This is a genomic window from Streptomyces showdoensis (assembly GCF_039535475.1).
Classification (GTDB): Bacteria; Actinomycetota; Actinomycetes; order Streptomycetales; family Streptomycetaceae; genus Streptomyces; species Streptomyces showdoensis.
The window spans coordinates 549,961-564,683 of sequence record NZ_BAAAXG010000028.1 but is presented as its reverse complement, the minus strand read 5'-3'; the positions used below and the strand labels follow the sequence as shown (position 1 = coordinate 564,683).

The following is a 14,723-nucleotide window of genomic DNA, read 5'->3' as shown; positions in this document are numbered from 1 at the left end:
GGTCCACAGGGTGGCGGGATAAGCTCTGCCCCCGATGGACACCGAAGCACAGCACTCGGAGCGCGATCGCTCCTCCGACGAGGAGGAGCGATCGCGCTCCGCGCGCATGTCCGGGCCCTTCGGGGGCTCCGGACCGCTCACCTGGCGCCGTACCGGGCTGATCGGCGCGGCCTGCATGGTCTTCCTGCTGGTGTTCAGCCACTTCGTGCTGCAGCCCTTCCTGGTGCCCAGCGGCTCCATGGAGCCCACCCTCCAGGTCGGCGACCGGATCCTGGTCAACAAGCTGGCGTACCGTTTCGGCGACGAGCCGCGCCGGGGTGACGTCGTCGTCTTCGACGGCACCGGGTCCTTCGTCCGCGAGGAGCCGTCGGGCAACCCGGTCACCGGGCTGTTCCACGACGCGGCCGCCGCCCTCGGCCTCGCCGAGCCCGACGAGACCGACTTCGTGAAGCGGGTCGTCGGCACCGGCGGCGACCGGGTGGTCTGCTGCGACAAGGACGGCCGGATCAGCGTCAACGGCGCGCCCGTCCAGGAGCGCTACGTGATGCTGGGCGACCAGCCGTCCAGGGTGCCGTTCGACATCGTGGTGCCGCCCGGCACCCTGTGGGTCATGGGCGACCACCGCAGCCAGTCCAGCGACTCCCGCGACCACCTCGGTCAGCCCGGCGGCGGCATGGTCCCGGTCGAGAAGGTGGTCGGGCGCGCGGACTGGATCGGCTGGCCCTTCGGCCGCTGGTCCACCGTTCCCGGCACCGACGCCTTCGCCGCCGTGCCCGACTGGACGGGTGGTGGCCACGCCGGGAGCCCGGGGAGCCCCTCGGGCGGCTCCGGACGGGGCCATGGGTAGGCGGGGCCGGGCGCCCGAAGGCCGCCAGGGCCCCTCGGGCGACCCGGGCGGCTCGGCCGGCACCGGAGACGGCCCGGAGGACGGCGTCCGTACGCTGCCCGGCCGGGCCGAGCGGCGCCGGCTGGCCCGCAAGGTGAAGCGGCGCCGACAGCGCTCCGCCCTCAGGGAGATCCCGCTCCTCGTCACCGTCGCCGTCCTGATCGCCCTGGTCCTGAAGACCTTCCTGGTGCAGGCCTTCGTGATCCCGTCCGGCTCGATGGAGCAGACGATCCGGATCGACGACCGGGTGCTGGTCGACAAGCTCACGCCCTGGTTCGGCTCCCGGCCCCAGCGCGGTGACGTGGTGGTCTTCAAGGACCCGGGCGGTTGGCTCCAGCAGGAGACCGCGCCGCCGGCCGACGACCCGGTGGGCGTCAAGCAGGTCAAGCAGGCCCTGACCTTCATCGGGCTGCTGCCCTCCGCCGACGACCAGGACCTGATCAAGCGGGTGGTCGCGGTCGGCGGGGACACCGTGAAGTGCTGCGGCGACGACGGACGGATCACCGTCAACGGCGTACCGTTGGACGAACCGTATCTGCACCCCGGGAACGCACCGTCGAACATCCCCTTCGAGGTGAAGGTCCCGCAGGGGAGGATCTTCGTCATGGGCGACCACCGGGCCAATTCCGCCGACTCGCGCTATCACCTGGACGAGAAGGACCACGGCACGGTCTCCGAGGACCAGGTCGTGGGCCGCGCCGTCGTCATCGCCTGGCCGGTGGGCCACTGGCGACGGCTGGAAGAACGGTCGGCCTTCGCCTCCGTGGCCGCCGCGGACTCCGGGTCCGAGGACGGCGCGGTGGACGGGGCCGGAGCGCAGGGTGTGTCGCATAGTGTGTCCCAGCGGAATCTGAACGGATTGCCCTGGCTCCCGACCCCTGCGGAACTCCCGCTCGTTATGGGAGTGGTGGGCCTGTCCCTGTTCCGGGACGGGCGTTTGCACGGATTGAGGAGTGGATGTGGGGGATTTGGCCGTCGGCGCACGATCCGGACACGACGAGCCCGAGAAGAGGCCCGATCGGCCCGCCCAACAGGTGGCGGCCATGACGGATGACTCCACGGGCCGTCGGGACGGTGACGCGGGCTCCGACCAGGGCCCGGACCAGGGTGCCACCCCGCCCGGCGACACCGGTGACGGCGGCGACGGCGCGGGCCGGAGCGGCAGCGGCGGCGCGAAGAAGCCGCGCTCCTTCTGGAAGGAGCTGCCGCTGCTCATCGGCATCGCGCTGATCCTCGCGCTGCTGATCAAGACCTTCCTGGTGCAGGCGTTCTCGATCCCCTCGGACTCGATGATGAACACCCTCCAGCGCGGTGACCGGGTGCTCGTGGACAAGCTGACCCCGTGGTTCGGCTCGGAGCCGGAGCGCGGCGAGGTCGTCGTCTTCCACGACCCGGGCGGCTGGCTGGAGGAGGGCAAGACGCCCGAGCCCAACGTGGTGCAGAAGGTCCTGAGCTTCATCGGCCTCATGCCGTCCGCCGAGGAGAAGGACCTGATCAAGCGGGTCATCGCGGTCGGCGGCGACACGGTCTCCTGCAAGGAGGGCGGCAAGGTCACGGTCAACGGCAAGGAGCTGGACGAGACCTCGTACCTGTACCCCGGCTCCGTGCCCTGCGAGCCCGCCTTCGGCCCGATCAAGGTCCCCGAGGGCCGCATCTGGGTCATGGGCGACAACCGGCAGAACTCCCTGGACTCCCGCTACCACCAGGAGCTCGCCGGCGGCGGCACCGTCTCCAACGACGAGGTCGTCGGCCGGGCCGTCGTCATCGCCTGGCCGGTGACCCGCTGGGCCACCCTGCCGGTGCCGTCCACCTTCGACCAGCCCGGCCTCAGCCAGGCACTGGCCGTCGCCCCGGGCGCGGCGGGTGTCGCGGGAGCGCTTCCGCTGGTGCTGTGGCGCCGCAAGAAGCTCGCCGCACGTCATACCGCCGAGTAGCGACCCGCGGGTAGGGTGCCCTCCCGGACCGTCGCACGGACGGTCCGCGGACCCCTGAGGTGCCCATGAGCGTCAAACCGCGTACGAACGACGGCCGCGGCCGTCTCGGCAGGGTGCTGTCGGGACTGGCCGTGGCCGTCGGCTGTGTGCTCTTCCTCGGCGGCTTCGCGCTCGGCGCCGTGCTCTACCAGCCGTACACGGTGCCCAGCGACTCCATGACGCCGACCCTCGCGGTCGGCTCCAAGGTGCTGGCCGAGCGCATCGACGGCTCGGAGGTCCGGCGCGGCGACATCGTCGTCTTCACCGACCCGCTCTGGGGCGACGTGACCATGGTCAAGCGGGTGGTGGGCGTCGGCGGCGACACCGTCACCGGCGCCGACGACGGGCGGCTCCTGATCAACGGCAAGCCGGTCGAGGAACCGTATCTGCCGGCCGGTCAGCCCGCCTCGGACTACGCGTTCTCCACGACCCTGCCGGCGGGGAAGCTCTTCCTCCTCGGCGACGAGCGGCGCAACTCGGTGGACTCGCGCTCCCACCTCCAGGACGCCGGCCACGGTGCCGTGCCGGCCTCCTCCGTCGTCGGCCGCGTCGACGCCGTCGCCTGGCCCTCCCCGGCCGTCCTCGAACGGCCCGCGAGCTTCGCCGCGCTGCCCGGCGGCATCTCCGGGCCCGGACCGGTCGCGCCGCTCTTCTACGCGATCGTCGCCGGGTGCGTACTGATCCTCGGCGGGGCGGCGTACGGCCCGCTGGCCGGGCTGGGCGGCCGGAAGCCGGCCCCGGCTTCCGGAGGCGGCAGGGACAGGGTGAGCGCATGACGCACGCGGCCGAGACCCGGCGGGTGGCCCGGGTCGTCCTGCTCGACCCCGACGACCGCATCCTGCTCCTGCACGGCTACGAACCCGACGACCCCGCGCAGACCTGGTGGTTCACCCCCGGCGGCGGGCTGGAGGGCGACGAGGGCCGGGAGGAGGCGGCGCTGCGCGAGCTCGCCGAGGAGACCGGCATCACCGAGGTCGAGCTCGGGCCCGTGCTCTGGCAGCGCTACTGCTCGTTCCCCTTCGACGGGCGCCGCTGGAACCAGGACGAGTGGTACTACCTGGCCCGCACCACCCGGACCGAGACCGCCCCGGCCGGCCTCACCGAGCTGGAGGCCCGCAGTGTGGCCGGCCTGAGGTGGTGGACTTCCGCCGAACTGTCGGCGGCCCGTGAGACGGTGTACCCCAACAGACTCGCCGAGCTGCTGCAGACGCTGCTCGACGAAGGACCTCCCAGCGCGCCGCTCGTTCTCGCCCCGGAAATCGTTTAGGGGCCCGTGCGACCGGCGCACAATAGGGGGACGCACGGCTGAAGGGGAACATGCCATGAGTGCCGAGGACCTCGAGAAGTACGAGACCGAGATGGAGCTCAAGCTCTACCGGGAGTACCGCGATGTCGTCGGGCTGTTCAAATACGTGATCGAGACCGAGCGGCGCTTCTACCTCACCAACGACTACGAGATGCAGGTGCACTCGGTCCAGGGCGAGGTCTTCTTCGAGGTCTCGATGGCCGATGCCTGGGTCTGGGACATGTACCGGCCGGCCAGGTTCGTCAAGCAGGTCCGCGTCCTCACGTTCAAGGACGTGAACATCGAGGAGCTCAACAAGAGCGACCTGGAACTCCCCGGCAGCTGACGGTCCACCCGAACGGGTGGCCGGGTTTTCCCCAGTCGCCCCCTCGTCCACAGCCCCGCACACGGGGCGTGCGGGCTGCGTCACAGTCGGTGCCGGAGGTGGTACCGAATGAACGCGACCCGAGCACTCGGGCGGTACGGGGAAGAGCTCGCCGCCCGCCGGCTGACCGCGGCCGGCCTGCACGTCCTCGCCAGGAACTGGCGCTGCGGCCGCACCGGAGAGATCGACATCGTCGCCCGCCAGGGCGACACCCTCGTCGTCTGCGAGGTCAAGACCCGCCGCGACGGGGCCTTCGAACACCCGATGGCCGCCGTCAGCCCGCGCAAGGCCGAGCGGCTGCGGCGCCTCGCCGCCTGCTGGCTCGACCGACACGGCGGCCCGCCCGCCGGCGGAGGCGTCCGCATCGACCTCGTCGGCGTCCTGCTGCCCCGGCGCGGCGCACCCGTCGTCACCCACGCCCGGGGGGTGGCGTGATGGGATTCGCCCGCACCTGCTCCGTCGCCCTGGTCGGCGTCGAGGGCGTCGTCGTCGAGGTCCAGGCCGACCTCGAAGCCGGGGTCGCCGCCTTCACCCTCGTCGGACTCCCCGACAAGAGCCTCACCGAGAGCCGCGACCGGGTCCGCGCCGCCATCGTCAACTCCCAGGCGGAATGGCCGCAGAAGAAACTCACCGTCGGCCTCAGCCCCGCCTCCGTGCCCAAGGGCGGCTCGGGATTCGACCTCGCCGTGGCGGCCGCCGTGCTCGGCGCCGCCGAGCGCATCGACCCGCGCAGCATCGCCGACCTCGTCCTCATCGGCGAACTCGGCCTGGACGGCCGGGTCCGGCCCGTCCGCGGCGTCCTGCCCGCCGTGCTCGCCGCCGCCGAGGCCGGATACCGGCAGGTCGTCGTCCCCGAACGGACCGCGGGGGAGGCCGCCCTCGTGCCCGGCGTCTCGGTCCTCGGCGTCCGCAGCCTGCGCCAGCTCATCGCCGTGCTCTCCGACGAACCCGTCCCCGACGAGCAGCCGCTGGAGGAGGGGCGGCCCGACCCCATGCTCGCCGGACTCCTCGTCCCCGGCGCCGGGGTCGGCACCGGACTCGCCGCCGACCCCTCCGACGGGCCCGACCTCGCCGACGTCGCCGGGCAGCACACCGCCCGCCGCGCCCTGGAGATCGCCGCCGCCGGCGCCCACCACCTGCTGCTCACCGGACCTCCCGGCGCCGGCAAGACCATGCTCGCGGAGCGGCTCCCCGGCATCCTGCCGCCGCTCACCCGCCAGGAGTCCCTCGAAGTCACCGCCGTCCACTCGGTCGCCGGGATCCTCCCGCCCGGCGAACCCCTCGTCCACCGCCCGCCCTACTGCGCGCCCCACCACTCCGCGACCATGCAGTCCCTCGTCGGCGGCGGCAACGGACTGCCGCGGCCCGGCGCGGTCTCCCTCGCCCACCGTGGGGTGCTCTTCCTCGACGAGGCGCCCGAGTTCTCCACCAAGTCCCTCGACGCCCTGCGCCAGCCCCTCGAATCCGGCCACGTCGTCGTCGCCCGCGCCGCCGGAGTCGTCCGGCTCCCCGCCCGCTTCCTCCTCGCCCTCGCCGCCAACCCCTGCCCCTGCGGCCGCCACACCCTTCACGGCGCCGGCTGCGAATGCCCCGCCTCCCTCATCCGCCGCTACCAGGCCCGGCTCTCCGGCCCCCTGCTCGACCGCGTCGACCTGCGCGTCGAGGTCGAGCCCGTCACCCGCTCCGACCTCCTCGGGCAGGGCGGGCGCGGCGAGCCGAGCGGCGCCGTCGCCGACCGGGTCCGCGAGGCCAGGGCCCGCGCCGCCGCCCGGCTCGCAGACACCCCCTGGACCGTCAACAGCGAGGTCCCGGGCCACGAGCTGCGCACCCGGTACGTCACCGAGCCCGGCGCCCTGGCCGCCGCCGAACGCGACATCGAGCGGGGCCTGCTCACCGCCCGCGGCCTCGACCGGGTGCTCCGCGTGGCCTGGACCGTCGCCGACCTCGCGGGCCGCGACCGGCCCGGCGCCGACGACCTCGCGCTCGCCCTCGAACTGCGCACCGGCATCGCCCGGGGCGTCCCCGTCGGCGCGGGGGACCGGCGGTGACCGCCGAGGAGCGCGAGCGGCTCGCCCGCGCCGCCCTCACCCACGTCGTCGAACCGGGCGACGAACACGCGGGCCGCGCCCTGCGCCGGCACGGGGCGGCCGGCTTCCTGCGGCTGCTGCGGGAGGACGGGGGCCCGCTCGCCGATCCCTTCCAGGGGACCGGCGAGCGGCGCGTCGACGGCTGGCGGCGCCGGGCCCGCACGGCCGCACCGGACCGGGACCTCGACCTCGTCGCCCGGCTCGGCGGGCGCTTCCTCGTCCCCGGCGATCCCGAGTGGCCCCGCCAGCTGGACGACCTGGAGGATGCCCGCCCCCTCGGCCTCTGGGTCCGGGGACCCGCCGACCTGCGCGGCTGGGCCCTGCGCTCGGTCGCCGTCGTCGGCGCCCGCGCCTGCACCCCCTACGGAGCCCACACCGCCGCCACCCTCGCCGCCGGGCTCGCCGAGCGCGGCTGGGTCGTCGTCTCCGGAGCGGCGTTCGGCGTCGACGGCGCCGCCCACCGGGGCGCCCTCGGCTCCGACGGCGCCACCGTCGCCGTCCTCGCCTGCGGAGTCGACGTGCCGTACCCCCGCGGCCACGCCCGACTCATCCGCCGCATCGCCGAACAGGGGCTGGTCCTCGGCGAACTCCCGCCCGGCGCCCACCCGACCCGCAGCCGGTTCGTGCTGCGCAACCGCGTGATCGCCGCCCTCACCCGCGGCACCGTCGTCGTCGAGGCCGAGTACCGAAGCGGCTCCCTGGTCACCGCCCGCGCCGCGGCCCGGCTCGGCCGCCACGTGATGGGGATCCCCGGCCCGGTCACCAGCGGCCTCTCCGCCGGGGTCCACGAACTCCTGCGCGGCGAGGCCACCCTCGTCACCGACGCCGACGAGGTCGAGGAACTGGTCGGCGCCATCGGCCGGCTGGCCCCGGCGCGCCGGGGCCCGGTCCTGCCCCGCGACCTGCTCGCCCCGGACACCGCCCGCGTCCTCGAAGCCCTTCCGGGCCGAAGCCCCGCCGCCCTCGCCGAGATCGCCGCCCGGGCCGGCACCCACCCCGACCACACCCTCGCCAAGCTGTACGAACTCCACTCCCTGGGGTTCGTCGAACGACGGCAGGACGACTGGCAGTTGACGAACAGAAGGACAGAAGCCTCGAACGCCCGGCATGGCGGTACTTGACCTGGAGCATTCGGGTGAAAGGGTGATGAGGATGAGCATTCGAGTTCTCTCGGTCACGTCCGAGGGGCCGACGCGCGCCACGGCCCCCGTTCGAAGACATGGCCGACGGTGTCCACCCGGACCGGCGCGATCCGCCGACGTTCGCGCACCGCGACAGCCCACTCACGCTACGCTCACGGGCATCCCCCTCCCGACCGACGGACCGACTCCTCCACACCCGACAGCAGAACGGCTCAAGGCGACGCATGCCCCAGCACACCTCCGGGTCTGACCGCGCTGCGGTGCCCCCAGCAGCCCGGGGCCCCGTGCGACCGCCCGCACCGACCTCGCTCGACGAGCTGTGGCGCTCGTACAAGGACAGCGGCGACGAGCGGCTGCGGGAGCAGCTGATCCTGCACTACTCGCCCCTCGTGAAGTACGTCGCCGGACGCGTCAGCGTCGGCCTGCCGTCCAACGTCGAGCAGGCGGACTTCGTCTCCTCCGGGGTCTTCGGACTCATCGACGCGATCGAGAAGTTCGACGTCGAGCGGGCCATCAAGTTCGAGACCTACGCCATCACCCGCATCCGCGGCGCGATGATCGACGAACTCCGGGCCCTCGACTGGATCCCCCGCTCCGTCCGGCAGAAGGCCCGCAACGTCGAACGGGCCTACGCCACGCTGGAGGCGCAGCTGCGGCGCACCCCCTCCGAGCCCGAGGTCGCGGCCGAGATGGGCGTCAGCCTGGAGGAACTGCACTCCGTCTTCAGCCAGTTGTCCCTCGCCAACGTGGTCGCGCTGGAGGAGCTGCTGCACGTCGGCGGCGAGGGCGGCGACCGGCTCTCCCTGATGGACACCCTCGAGGACACCGCCGCCGACAACCCCGTCGAGGTCGCCGAGGACCGTGAGCTGCGCAGACTGCTCGCGCGCGCGATCAACACCCTCCCCGAGCGGGAGAAGACCGTCGTCACGCTCTACTACTACGAGGGCCTCACCCTCGCCGAGATCGGACACGTCCTCGGCGTCACCGAGAGCCGGGTCAGCCAGATCCACACCAAGTCCGTCCTCCAGCTGCGCGCCAAGCTGGCCGACGTAGGGCGCTGACGGGGCGGGGCGCTCCCGCCGTACAGTGGATCCGTGCCAAGGATTCGAGCGGCCTCCGTGGCCGAGCACCGGACGATGCAGCGCGGCGCCCTGCTGGACGCCGCGCGATCCCTGCTGTCCGAAGGCGGGACGGAGGCGCTGACCTTCCCCGCCCTCGCCGAGCGGACGGGCCTGGCCCGCTCCTCGGTCTACGAGTACTTCCGCTCCCGCGCCGCCGTGGTCGAGGAGCTGTGCGCGGTGGACTTCCCGGTCTGGGCCGCCGAGGTCGAGGCGGCCATGGCCGGTGCCACGACCGCCGAGGGCAAGGTCGAGGCCTATGTGCGCACCCAGCTGGCGCTGGTCGGCGACCGGCGGCACCGCGCGGTGGTCGCGATCTCCGCGAGCGAGCTGGACGACGGCGCCCGCGAGAAGATCCGCGCCGCGCACGGCGGCCTGGTCACCATGATCGTGGACGCCCTCACCGCCCTGGGCCGCCCCCAGCCCCGCCTGGAGGCGATGCTCCTCCAGGGCGTGGTGGACGCGGCGGTCCGCCGCATCGAGCTCGGCGCGGCCGAGGACCCGGCCGTGATCACCGAGGCGGCGGTCTCCATGGCCCTCGGCGGCGTCCGCGGCGCCTGAGCCGCCCGGGGAGGCGGCGGCACCGGCAGCAGCCGGGACGGGCCGCCGCGCACCAGCGCCAGCGGGTCGACGTACCGGTCGCCGCGCAGCAGCCCCCAGTGGAGACAGGACCGCGGGCAGTGCCCGCCCGGGGCGACCCGGGCCACCACCTCACCGGGGCGGACGGGGGTGCCGGCCCCGACCAGCGGCTCCACCGGCCCGTACGTCGTGCGCAGCGGCGGCAGGCCCGTACCCGTGAGGGTGATCGTGAGGACCCCGCGGCCGCCGACCGGGCCCGCGAAGGCGACCGTGCCCGCCGCGGGGGCCCGCACCGGGGTGCCCGGCGGGGCCGCCAGGTCGACCCCGCGGTGACCCGCCGCGTACGGCCCGGGAGGCGGCTCGAAGCCGCGCAGGACCTCGGGACGGGGCGGTCCGAGGGGCCAGACCGCGGTGAGCAGGGACAGCAGGAGCAGCGTGACGTGGCGCATGACGGCAGGCTGCCCGCCGCACCGCCGCCGGCCCCGGGGCGGCCCGGATCTGTGGACGACGGGGCCCTTGTGGACAGCGCCGTCACCCGCTGCCTTCACGGTCCCGTACACTTTCCATGGCGACCCGGGTCACCGGGTCGACTTCGCACGCCCCGCCATCGGTCTCCGTGACGGATGGCAGCGCCTTTCGGTCCCTCGTGGCACGGCGCGTCCGGGGCGTCAGGAACACAACCGAGAACCCAAGGAGATGGCCATGGCCGTCGTCACGATGCGGGAGCTGCTGGAGAGCGGCGTCCACTTCGGTCACCAGACCCGTCGCTGGAACCCGAAGATGAAGCGCTTCATCTTCACCGAGCGCAACGGCATCTACATCATCGACCTGCTCCAGTCGCTGTCGTACATCGACCGCGCCTACGAGTTCGTCAAGGAGACCGTCGCGCACGGCGGCTCCATCATGTTCGTCGGTACGAAGAAGCAGGCCCAGGAGGCCATCGCCGAGCAGGCGACGCGCGTCGGCATGCCGTACGTCAACCAGCGCTGGCTGGGCGGCATGCTCACCAACTTCTCGACCGTCTACAAGCGTCTGCAGCGCCTCAAGGAGCTCGAGCAGATCGACTTCGAGGACGTGGCCGCCTCCGGTCTCACCAAGAAGGAGCTCCTGGTCCTCTCCCGCGAGAAGGCCAAGCTGGAGAAGACCCTCGGTGGTATCCGCGAGATGCAGAAGGTGCCGAGCGCCGTCTGGGTCGTCGACACCAAGAAGGAGCACATCGCCGTCGGTGAGGCGCGCAAGCTCCACATCCCGGTCGTCGCGATCCTCGACACCAACTGCGACCCCGACGAGGTCGACTACAAGATCCCGGGCAACGACGACGCGATCCGCTCCGTCACCCTGCTCACCCGCGTGATCGCCGACGCCGTCGCCGAGGGCCTCATCGCCCGCTCCGGCGCCGCGACCGGCGACTCGAAGCCGGGCGAGAAGGCCGCCGGCGAGCCCCTCGCCGAGTGGGAGCGCGACCTGCTCGAGGGTGAGAAGAAGGCCGACGAGGCTCCGGCCGCCGAGGCCGCGGCCGTCGAGGCTCCGGCCGCCGAGGCCGAGGTCGTCGCCGAGGCTCCGGCCGCGGACGCCGAGCAGGCCTGACCCTTCAGGACCCTGAGGACCTTCGGGTGACGACGGCGGGGGCCCACGAAGCCCCCGCCGTCCACCCGTGGACCCGCCCGATCTTTCAGACTTCGAGAGAGAAACAGACTCATGGCGAACTACACCGCCGCTGACGTCAAGAAGCTCCGCGAGCTCACCGGCGCCGGCATGATGGACTGCAAGAAGGCCCTGGACGAGGCCGACGGCGATGTCGACAAGGCCGTAGAGGCCCTGCGCATCAAGGGCCAGAAGGGTGTCGCCAAGCGTGAGGGCCGCTCCGCCGAGAACGGCGCCGTGGTCTCCCTCATCGCGGACGACAACACCGCCGGCACGATCGTCGAGCTGAAGTGCGAGACGGACTTCGTCGCCAAGGGTGACAAGTTCCTCGCCGTCGCCAACGCGCTGGCCGCGCACGTCGCCGCCACCGCCCCGGCCGACATCGAGGCGCTCCTCGCCTCCGAGATCGAGCCCGGCAAGACCGTCCAGGCGTTCGTCGACGAGGCCAACGCCAACCTCGGCGAGAAGATCGTCCTCGACCGCTTCGCGCAGTTCGCCGACGGCTACGTCTCCGCGTACATGCACCGCACCATGCCCGACCTGCCCCCGCAGATCGGTGTCCTGGTCGAGCTGGACAAGGAGAACGCCGAGGTCGCGAAGGGTGTCGCGCAGCACATCGCCGCGTTCGCCCCGAAGTACCTGACCAAGGAAGACATCCCGGCCGACGTCGTCGAGTCCGAGCGTCGCATCGCCGAGGAGACCACCCGCGCCGAGGGCAAGCCCGAGGCCGCGATCGCCAAGATCGTCGAGGGTCGCCTCAACGGCTTCTTCAAGGACGCCACGCTGCTCGGCCAGCCGTACGCCCTTGACAACAAGAAGTCCGTCCAGAAGGTCCTGGACGAGGCCGGTGTCACCCTGAAGCGCTTCGCCCGCATCAAGGTCGGCATCTGAGTCCGTCAGCAACGGACACCGGACCCCGGTAGGGTCTGAGGCAGCCGCCCGCGTTCGCGTCGGACGGCCGCAGATCTGACGAGGAGGCCATTGCCGTACGGGAAGCCGCAAGGACCCCAGGCAATGGCCTTCTTCGTATGTGCACGAGGAGACCTCCATGAATCAGGGCGCCGCACAGGGCGACGACAACAACGGCAAGAAGACCGGCCGCTACATGCTGAAGCTGTCCGGAGAAGCCTTCTCCGGCGGTACCGGGCTTGGGGTCGACCCGGACGTCGTGCACGCGATCGCGCGGGAGATCGCCGCCGTGGTCCGTGACGGCGCGGAGATCGCGATCGTCATCGGCGGCGGCAACTTCTTCCGCGGCGCCGAACTCCAGCAGCGCGGCATGGACCGGGCCCGCTCGGACTACATGGGCATGCTCGGCACCGTGATGAACTGCCTCGCCCTCCAGGACTTCCTGGAGAAGGAGGGCATCGACTCCCGCGTCCAGACCGCCATCACGATGGGCCAGGTCGCGGAGCCGTACATCCCGCTGCGGGCCGTGCGCCACCTGGAGAAGGGCCGCGTGGTCATCTTCGGTGCCGGTATGGGCATGCCGTACTTCTCCACCGACACCACCGCCGCGCAGCGCGCGCTGGAGATCGACGCCGAGGCCCTGCTGATGGGCAAGAACGGTGTCGACGGGGTCTACGACTCCGACCCGAAGACCAACCCCGACGCGGTCAAGTTCGACGCGCTGGAGTACGGCGAGGTGCTCTCCCGCGACCTCAAGGTCGCCGACGCCACCGCGATCACGCTGTGCCGGGACAACAACCTTCCGATCCTCGTCTTCGAGCTGCTCGCCGAGGGCAATATCGCCCGCGCGGTGAAGGGTGAGAAGATCGGCACTCTCGTGAGCGACCAGGGCACCCGGGCCTGACCCGAACCGGGAACCGCCCCGCGAGGGGATGGACAGAGCCCTGCCGGTCGTACAGCCGTGCAGGACACAACGCGACGACACGCAGGAGCAAGTGGTGATCGAAGAAATCCTCCTCGAGGCCGAGGAGAAGATGGAGAAGGCCGTCGTGGTCGCCAAGGAGGACTTCGCCGCGATCCGCACCGGCCGTGCGCACCCGGCGATGTTCAACAAGATCGTGGCGGACTACTACGGTGCCATCACCCCGATCAATCAGCTGGCGTCGTTCTCGGTGCCGGAGCCGCGCATGGCCGTGGTGACCCCGTTCGACAAGAGCGCGCTGCGCAACATCGAGCAGGCCATCCGCGACTCGGACCTGGGCGTCAACCCCAGCAACGACGGCAACATCATCCGTGTGACGTTCCCGGAGCTGACCGAGGAGCGCCGCCGCGAGTACATCAAGGTCGCCCGCGGCAAGGCCGAGGACTCCAAGGTCTCCATCCGCGCCGTGCGCCGCAAGGCCAAGGACGCCCTCGACAAGCTCGTCAAGGACAAGGAGGCCGGCGAGGACGAGGTCCGCCGTGCCGAGAAGGAGCTCGACGACACCACCGCGAAGTACGTCGCGCAGGTGGACGAGCTGCTGAAGCACAAGGAAGCCGAGCTCCTCGAGGTCTGATGAACGACTCTTCCTGGGGGGGCCCCGGCCGGAACCGGCTTCGGGGGACCCGACCAGGGGCCTGCCCCGGCGGGTCCCGCCTACGAAGGGCGGCAGGCGGCGCAGACTCGGCCCATGCCCATCGTGTCCGACGTTCCCGCCGGCGACAACCAGGACGATCACGACCGGGGGGCCGCCCAGCAGGGCGGTCCCCCGTTCCGTGACGTGACGCCGCACGAGCACCCGCAGGAGCCCATGTCCAGCCCCTCCCAGCCCGCGCCCGCGCCTTCGCCCCGGCAGCAGCCGCGGCAGAAGAAGAGCGCGGGCCGTGACCTGGGCGCCGCCATAGGGGTCGGCCTCGGACTCGGCGCCGTGATCGTCGCGTCGCTGTTCATCTGGAAGCCCGCGTTCGTCGGCGTGATAGCGGTCGCCGTGGTCGTCGGCCTGTGGGAGCTCACCTCCCGCCTGCAGGAGCGCAAGGGCATCAAGGCCCCGCTGGTCCCGCTCGCGGTCGGCGGCGCGGCCATGGTCGTCGCCGGGTACGTGCGCGGGCCGGAGGGCGCCTGGGTCGCGATGGCCCTGACCGCGCTCGCCGTGCTGGTGTGGCGGATGACGGAGCCGCCCGAGGGCTATCTGAAGGACGTCACGGCGGGTGTCTTCGCCGCCTTCTACGTGCCGTTCCTGGCGACCTTCGTGGCGATGCTGCTGACCGCCGACGACGGCCCGCAGCGGGTGCTGACCTTCCTGATCCTCACGGTGGTCAGCGACACCGGCGCGTACGCCGTCGGCTGGCGCTTCGGCAAGCACAAGCTGGCGCCGCGCATCAGCCCCGGAAAGACCCGCGAGGGCCTGGCCGGAGCGGTGGCCTTCGCGATGGCGGCCGGCGCGCTCTGCATGGAGTTCATGATCGACGACGGCACCTGGTGGCAGGGTCTGGTCCTCGGCCTCGCGGTCGCGGCCAGCGCGACCCTGGGCGACCTGGGCGAGTCGATGATCAAGCGTGACCTCGGCATCAAGGACATGGGCACCCTGCTGCCCGGTCACGGCGGCATCATGGACCGGCTGGACTCCCTGCTGCCGACGGCGCCGGTGGTGTGGCTGCTCCTGGTGCTGTTCGTGGGCAGCGGCTGACCGCTCCCTCCACCGCACGGCGGAGGCCGAAGGGCCCGTCGCTCCTCCT

15 protein-coding genes and 2 pseudogenes are annotated in these 14,723 nt (G+C 72.3%); 16 read left to right on the top strand and 1 reads right to left on the bottom strand.

What is annotated here, in order from left to right:
* The first annotated feature begins 34 nt into the window (after window positions 1-34).
* The 11 genes from lepB (ABD981_RS37155) to ABD981_RS37105 all read left to right on the top strand — a co-directional run bounded on the left by lepB (ABD981_RS37155) (window position 35) and on the right by ABD981_RS37105 (window position 9,437).
* The gene (lepB, locus tag ABD981_RS37155; protein ID WP_046905486.1) at window positions 35-847 is read left to right on the top strand and encodes a signal peptidase I; all 813 of its coding nucleotides are present in this window, start codon (window positions 35-37) and stop codon (window positions 845-847) included.
* Window positions 840-1,940 (top strand): signal peptidase I, encoded by a 1,101-nt coding sequence (gene lepB / locus ABD981_RS37150; protein WP_046905552.1) that lies wholly within the window; start codon window positions 840-842, stop codon window positions 1,938-1,940. Before lepB (ABD981_RS37155) ends, lepB (ABD981_RS37150) begins: the two co-directional genes overlap by 8 nt.
* Entirely contained in the window at window positions 1,855-2,820 is a 966-nt protein-coding gene (gene lepB, locus ABD981_RS37145) for a signal peptidase I (protein ID WP_046905553.1), read from the top strand. Before lepB (ABD981_RS37150) ends, lepB (ABD981_RS37145) begins: the two co-directional genes overlap by 86 nt.
* Before the next feature lie 65 nt (window positions 2,821-2,885).
* Window positions 2,886-3,635 carry a signal peptidase I gene (gene lepB, locus ABD981_RS37140; RefSeq protein ID WP_046905487.1) on the top strand — a complete coding sequence of 250 codons (750 nt, stop codon included), beginning with the start codon at window positions 2,886-2,888 and terminating at the stop codon, window positions 3,633-3,635.
* Window positions 3,632-4,126 carry an NUDIX hydrolase gene (locus tag ABD981_RS37135; protein ID WP_046905488.1) on the top strand — a complete coding sequence of 165 codons (495 nt, stop codon included), beginning with the start codon at window positions 3,632-3,634 and terminating at the stop codon, window positions 4,124-4,126. Before lepB (ABD981_RS37140) ends, ABD981_RS37135 begins: the two co-directional genes overlap by 4 nt.
* A gap of 55 nt (window positions 4,127-4,181) precedes the next feature.
* On the top strand, window positions 4,182-4,490 hold the full coding sequence (locus tag ABD981_RS37130) for a DUF2469 domain-containing protein (RefSeq protein WP_005311352.1): 309 nt from the start codon (window positions 4,182-4,184) through the stop codon (window positions 4,488-4,490).
* Between the two features lie 108 nt (window positions 4,491-4,598).
* Window positions 4,599-4,964 carry a YraN family protein gene (locus ABD981_RS37125; RefSeq protein ID WP_046905489.1) on the top strand — a complete coding sequence of 122 codons (366 nt, stop codon included), beginning with the start codon at window positions 4,599-4,601 and terminating at the stop codon, window positions 4,962-4,964.
* Window positions 4,964-6,577: a YifB family Mg chelatase-like AAA ATPase gene (locus ABD981_RS37120; protein ID WP_046905490.1), complete on the top strand. Its 1,614-nt coding sequence runs from the start codon at window positions 4,964-4,966 to the stop codon at window positions 6,575-6,577. Before ABD981_RS37125 ends, ABD981_RS37120 begins: the two co-directional genes overlap by 1 nt.
* Window positions 6,574-7,737, top strand: a complete 1,164-nt coding sequence (gene dprA / locus ABD981_RS37115; RefSeq protein ID WP_046905491.1) for a DNA-processing protein DprA — start codon at window positions 6,574-6,576, stop codon at window positions 7,735-7,737. The genes ABD981_RS37120 and dprA overlap by 4 nt, the downstream gene beginning before the upstream one ends.
* Window positions 7,738-7,982: 245 nt before the next feature.
* The gene (gene whiG, locus ABD981_RS37110; protein WP_046905492.1) at window positions 7,983-8,819 is read left to right on the top strand and encodes an RNA polymerase sigma factor WhiG; all 837 of its coding nucleotides are present in this window, start codon (window positions 7,983-7,985) and stop codon (window positions 8,817-8,819) included.
* 57 nt (window positions 8,820-8,876) lie between these two features.
* Window positions 8,877-9,437: a TetR/AcrR family transcriptional regulator gene (locus ABD981_RS37105; protein ID WP_046905493.1), complete on the top strand. Its 561-nt coding sequence runs from the start codon at window positions 8,877-8,879 to the stop codon at window positions 9,435-9,437.
* A gap of 122 nt (window positions 9,438-9,559) precedes the next feature.
* Here ABD981_RS37105 and ABD981_RS37100 read toward each other — a convergent pair.
* A pseudogene (locus ABD981_RS37100) lies at window positions 9,560-9,904 on the bottom strand (peptidoglycan DD-metalloendopeptidase family protein); the annotation flags it as partial.
* 253 nt (window positions 9,905-10,157) lie between these two features.
* Here ABD981_RS37100 and rpsB point away from each other — a divergent pair.
* From rpsB to ABD981_RS37075, 5 genes and pseudogenes are all read left to right on the top strand, one after another.
* On the top strand, window positions 10,158-11,042 hold the full coding sequence (gene rpsB / locus ABD981_RS37095; protein WP_046905494.1) for a 30S ribosomal protein S2: 885 nt from the start codon (window positions 10,158-10,160) through the stop codon (window positions 11,040-11,042).
* A 111-nt stretch (window positions 11,043-11,153) separates the two neighbouring features.
* Window positions 11,154-11,990 (top strand): translation elongation factor Ts, encoded by an 837-nt coding sequence (tsf, locus tag ABD981_RS37090; RefSeq protein WP_046905495.1) that lies wholly within the window; start codon window positions 11,154-11,156, stop codon window positions 11,988-11,990.
* Window positions 11,991-12,147: 157 nt separating this feature from the next.
* Window positions 12,148-12,912 carry a UMP kinase gene (gene pyrH, locus ABD981_RS37085; protein WP_046905554.1) on the top strand — a complete coding sequence of 255 codons (765 nt, stop codon included), beginning with the start codon at window positions 12,148-12,150 and terminating at the stop codon, window positions 12,910-12,912.
* Between the two features lie 94 nt (window positions 12,913-13,006).
* Window positions 13,007-13,564, top strand: a complete 558-nt coding sequence (gene frr / locus ABD981_RS37080; RefSeq protein WP_046905496.1) for a ribosome recycling factor — start codon at window positions 13,007-13,009, stop codon at window positions 13,562-13,564.
* Window positions 13,564-14,674 (top strand): annotated as a pseudogene (locus ABD981_RS37075) (phosphatidate cytidylyltransferase). The gene frr and the pseudogene ABD981_RS37075 overlap by 1 nt, the downstream one beginning before the upstream one ends.
* The last annotated feature ends 49 nt before the right edge of the window (window positions 14,675-14,723 follow it).

Coding starts and splice junctions, on each gene's coding strand:
- ABD981_RS37130 (WP_005311352.1), top strand. CDS start 4,182: ATGAGTGCCGAGGACCTCGAGAAGTACGAGACCGAGATGGAGCTCAAG.
- rpsB (WP_046905494.1), top strand. CDS start 10,158: ATGGCCGTCGTCACGATGCGGGAGCTGCTGGAGAGCGGCGTCCACTTC.
- whiG (WP_046905492.1), top strand. CDS start 7,983: ATGCCCCAGCACACCTCCGGGTCTGACCGCGCTGCGGTGCCCCCAGCA.
- ABD981_RS37125 (WP_046905489.1), top strand. CDS start 4,599: ATGAACGCGACCCGAGCACTCGGGCGGTACGGGGAAGAGCTCGCCGCC.
- lepB (WP_046905552.1), top strand. CDS start 840: ATGGGTAGGCGGGGCCGGGCGCCCGAAGGCCGCCAGGGCCCCTCGGGC.
- tsf (WP_046905495.1), top strand. CDS start 11,154: ATGGCGAACTACACCGCCGCTGACGTCAAGAAGCTCCGCGAGCTCACC.
- pyrH (WP_046905554.1), top strand. CDS start 12,148: ATGAATCAGGGCGCCGCACAGGGCGACGACAACAACGGCAAGAAGACC.
- ABD981_RS37120 (WP_046905490.1), top strand. CDS start 4,964: ATGGGATTCGCCCGCACCTGCTCCGTCGCCCTGGTCGGCGTCGAGGGC.
- lepB (WP_046905486.1), top strand. CDS start 35: ATGGACACCGAAGCACAGCACTCGGAGCGCGATCGCTCCTCCGACGAG.
- lepB (WP_046905487.1), top strand. CDS start 2,886: ATGAGCGTCAAACCGCGTACGAACGACGGCCGCGGCCGTCTCGGCAGG.
- ABD981_RS37135 (WP_046905488.1), top strand. CDS start 3,632: ATGACGCACGCGGCCGAGACCCGGCGGGTGGCCCGGGTCGTCCTGCTC.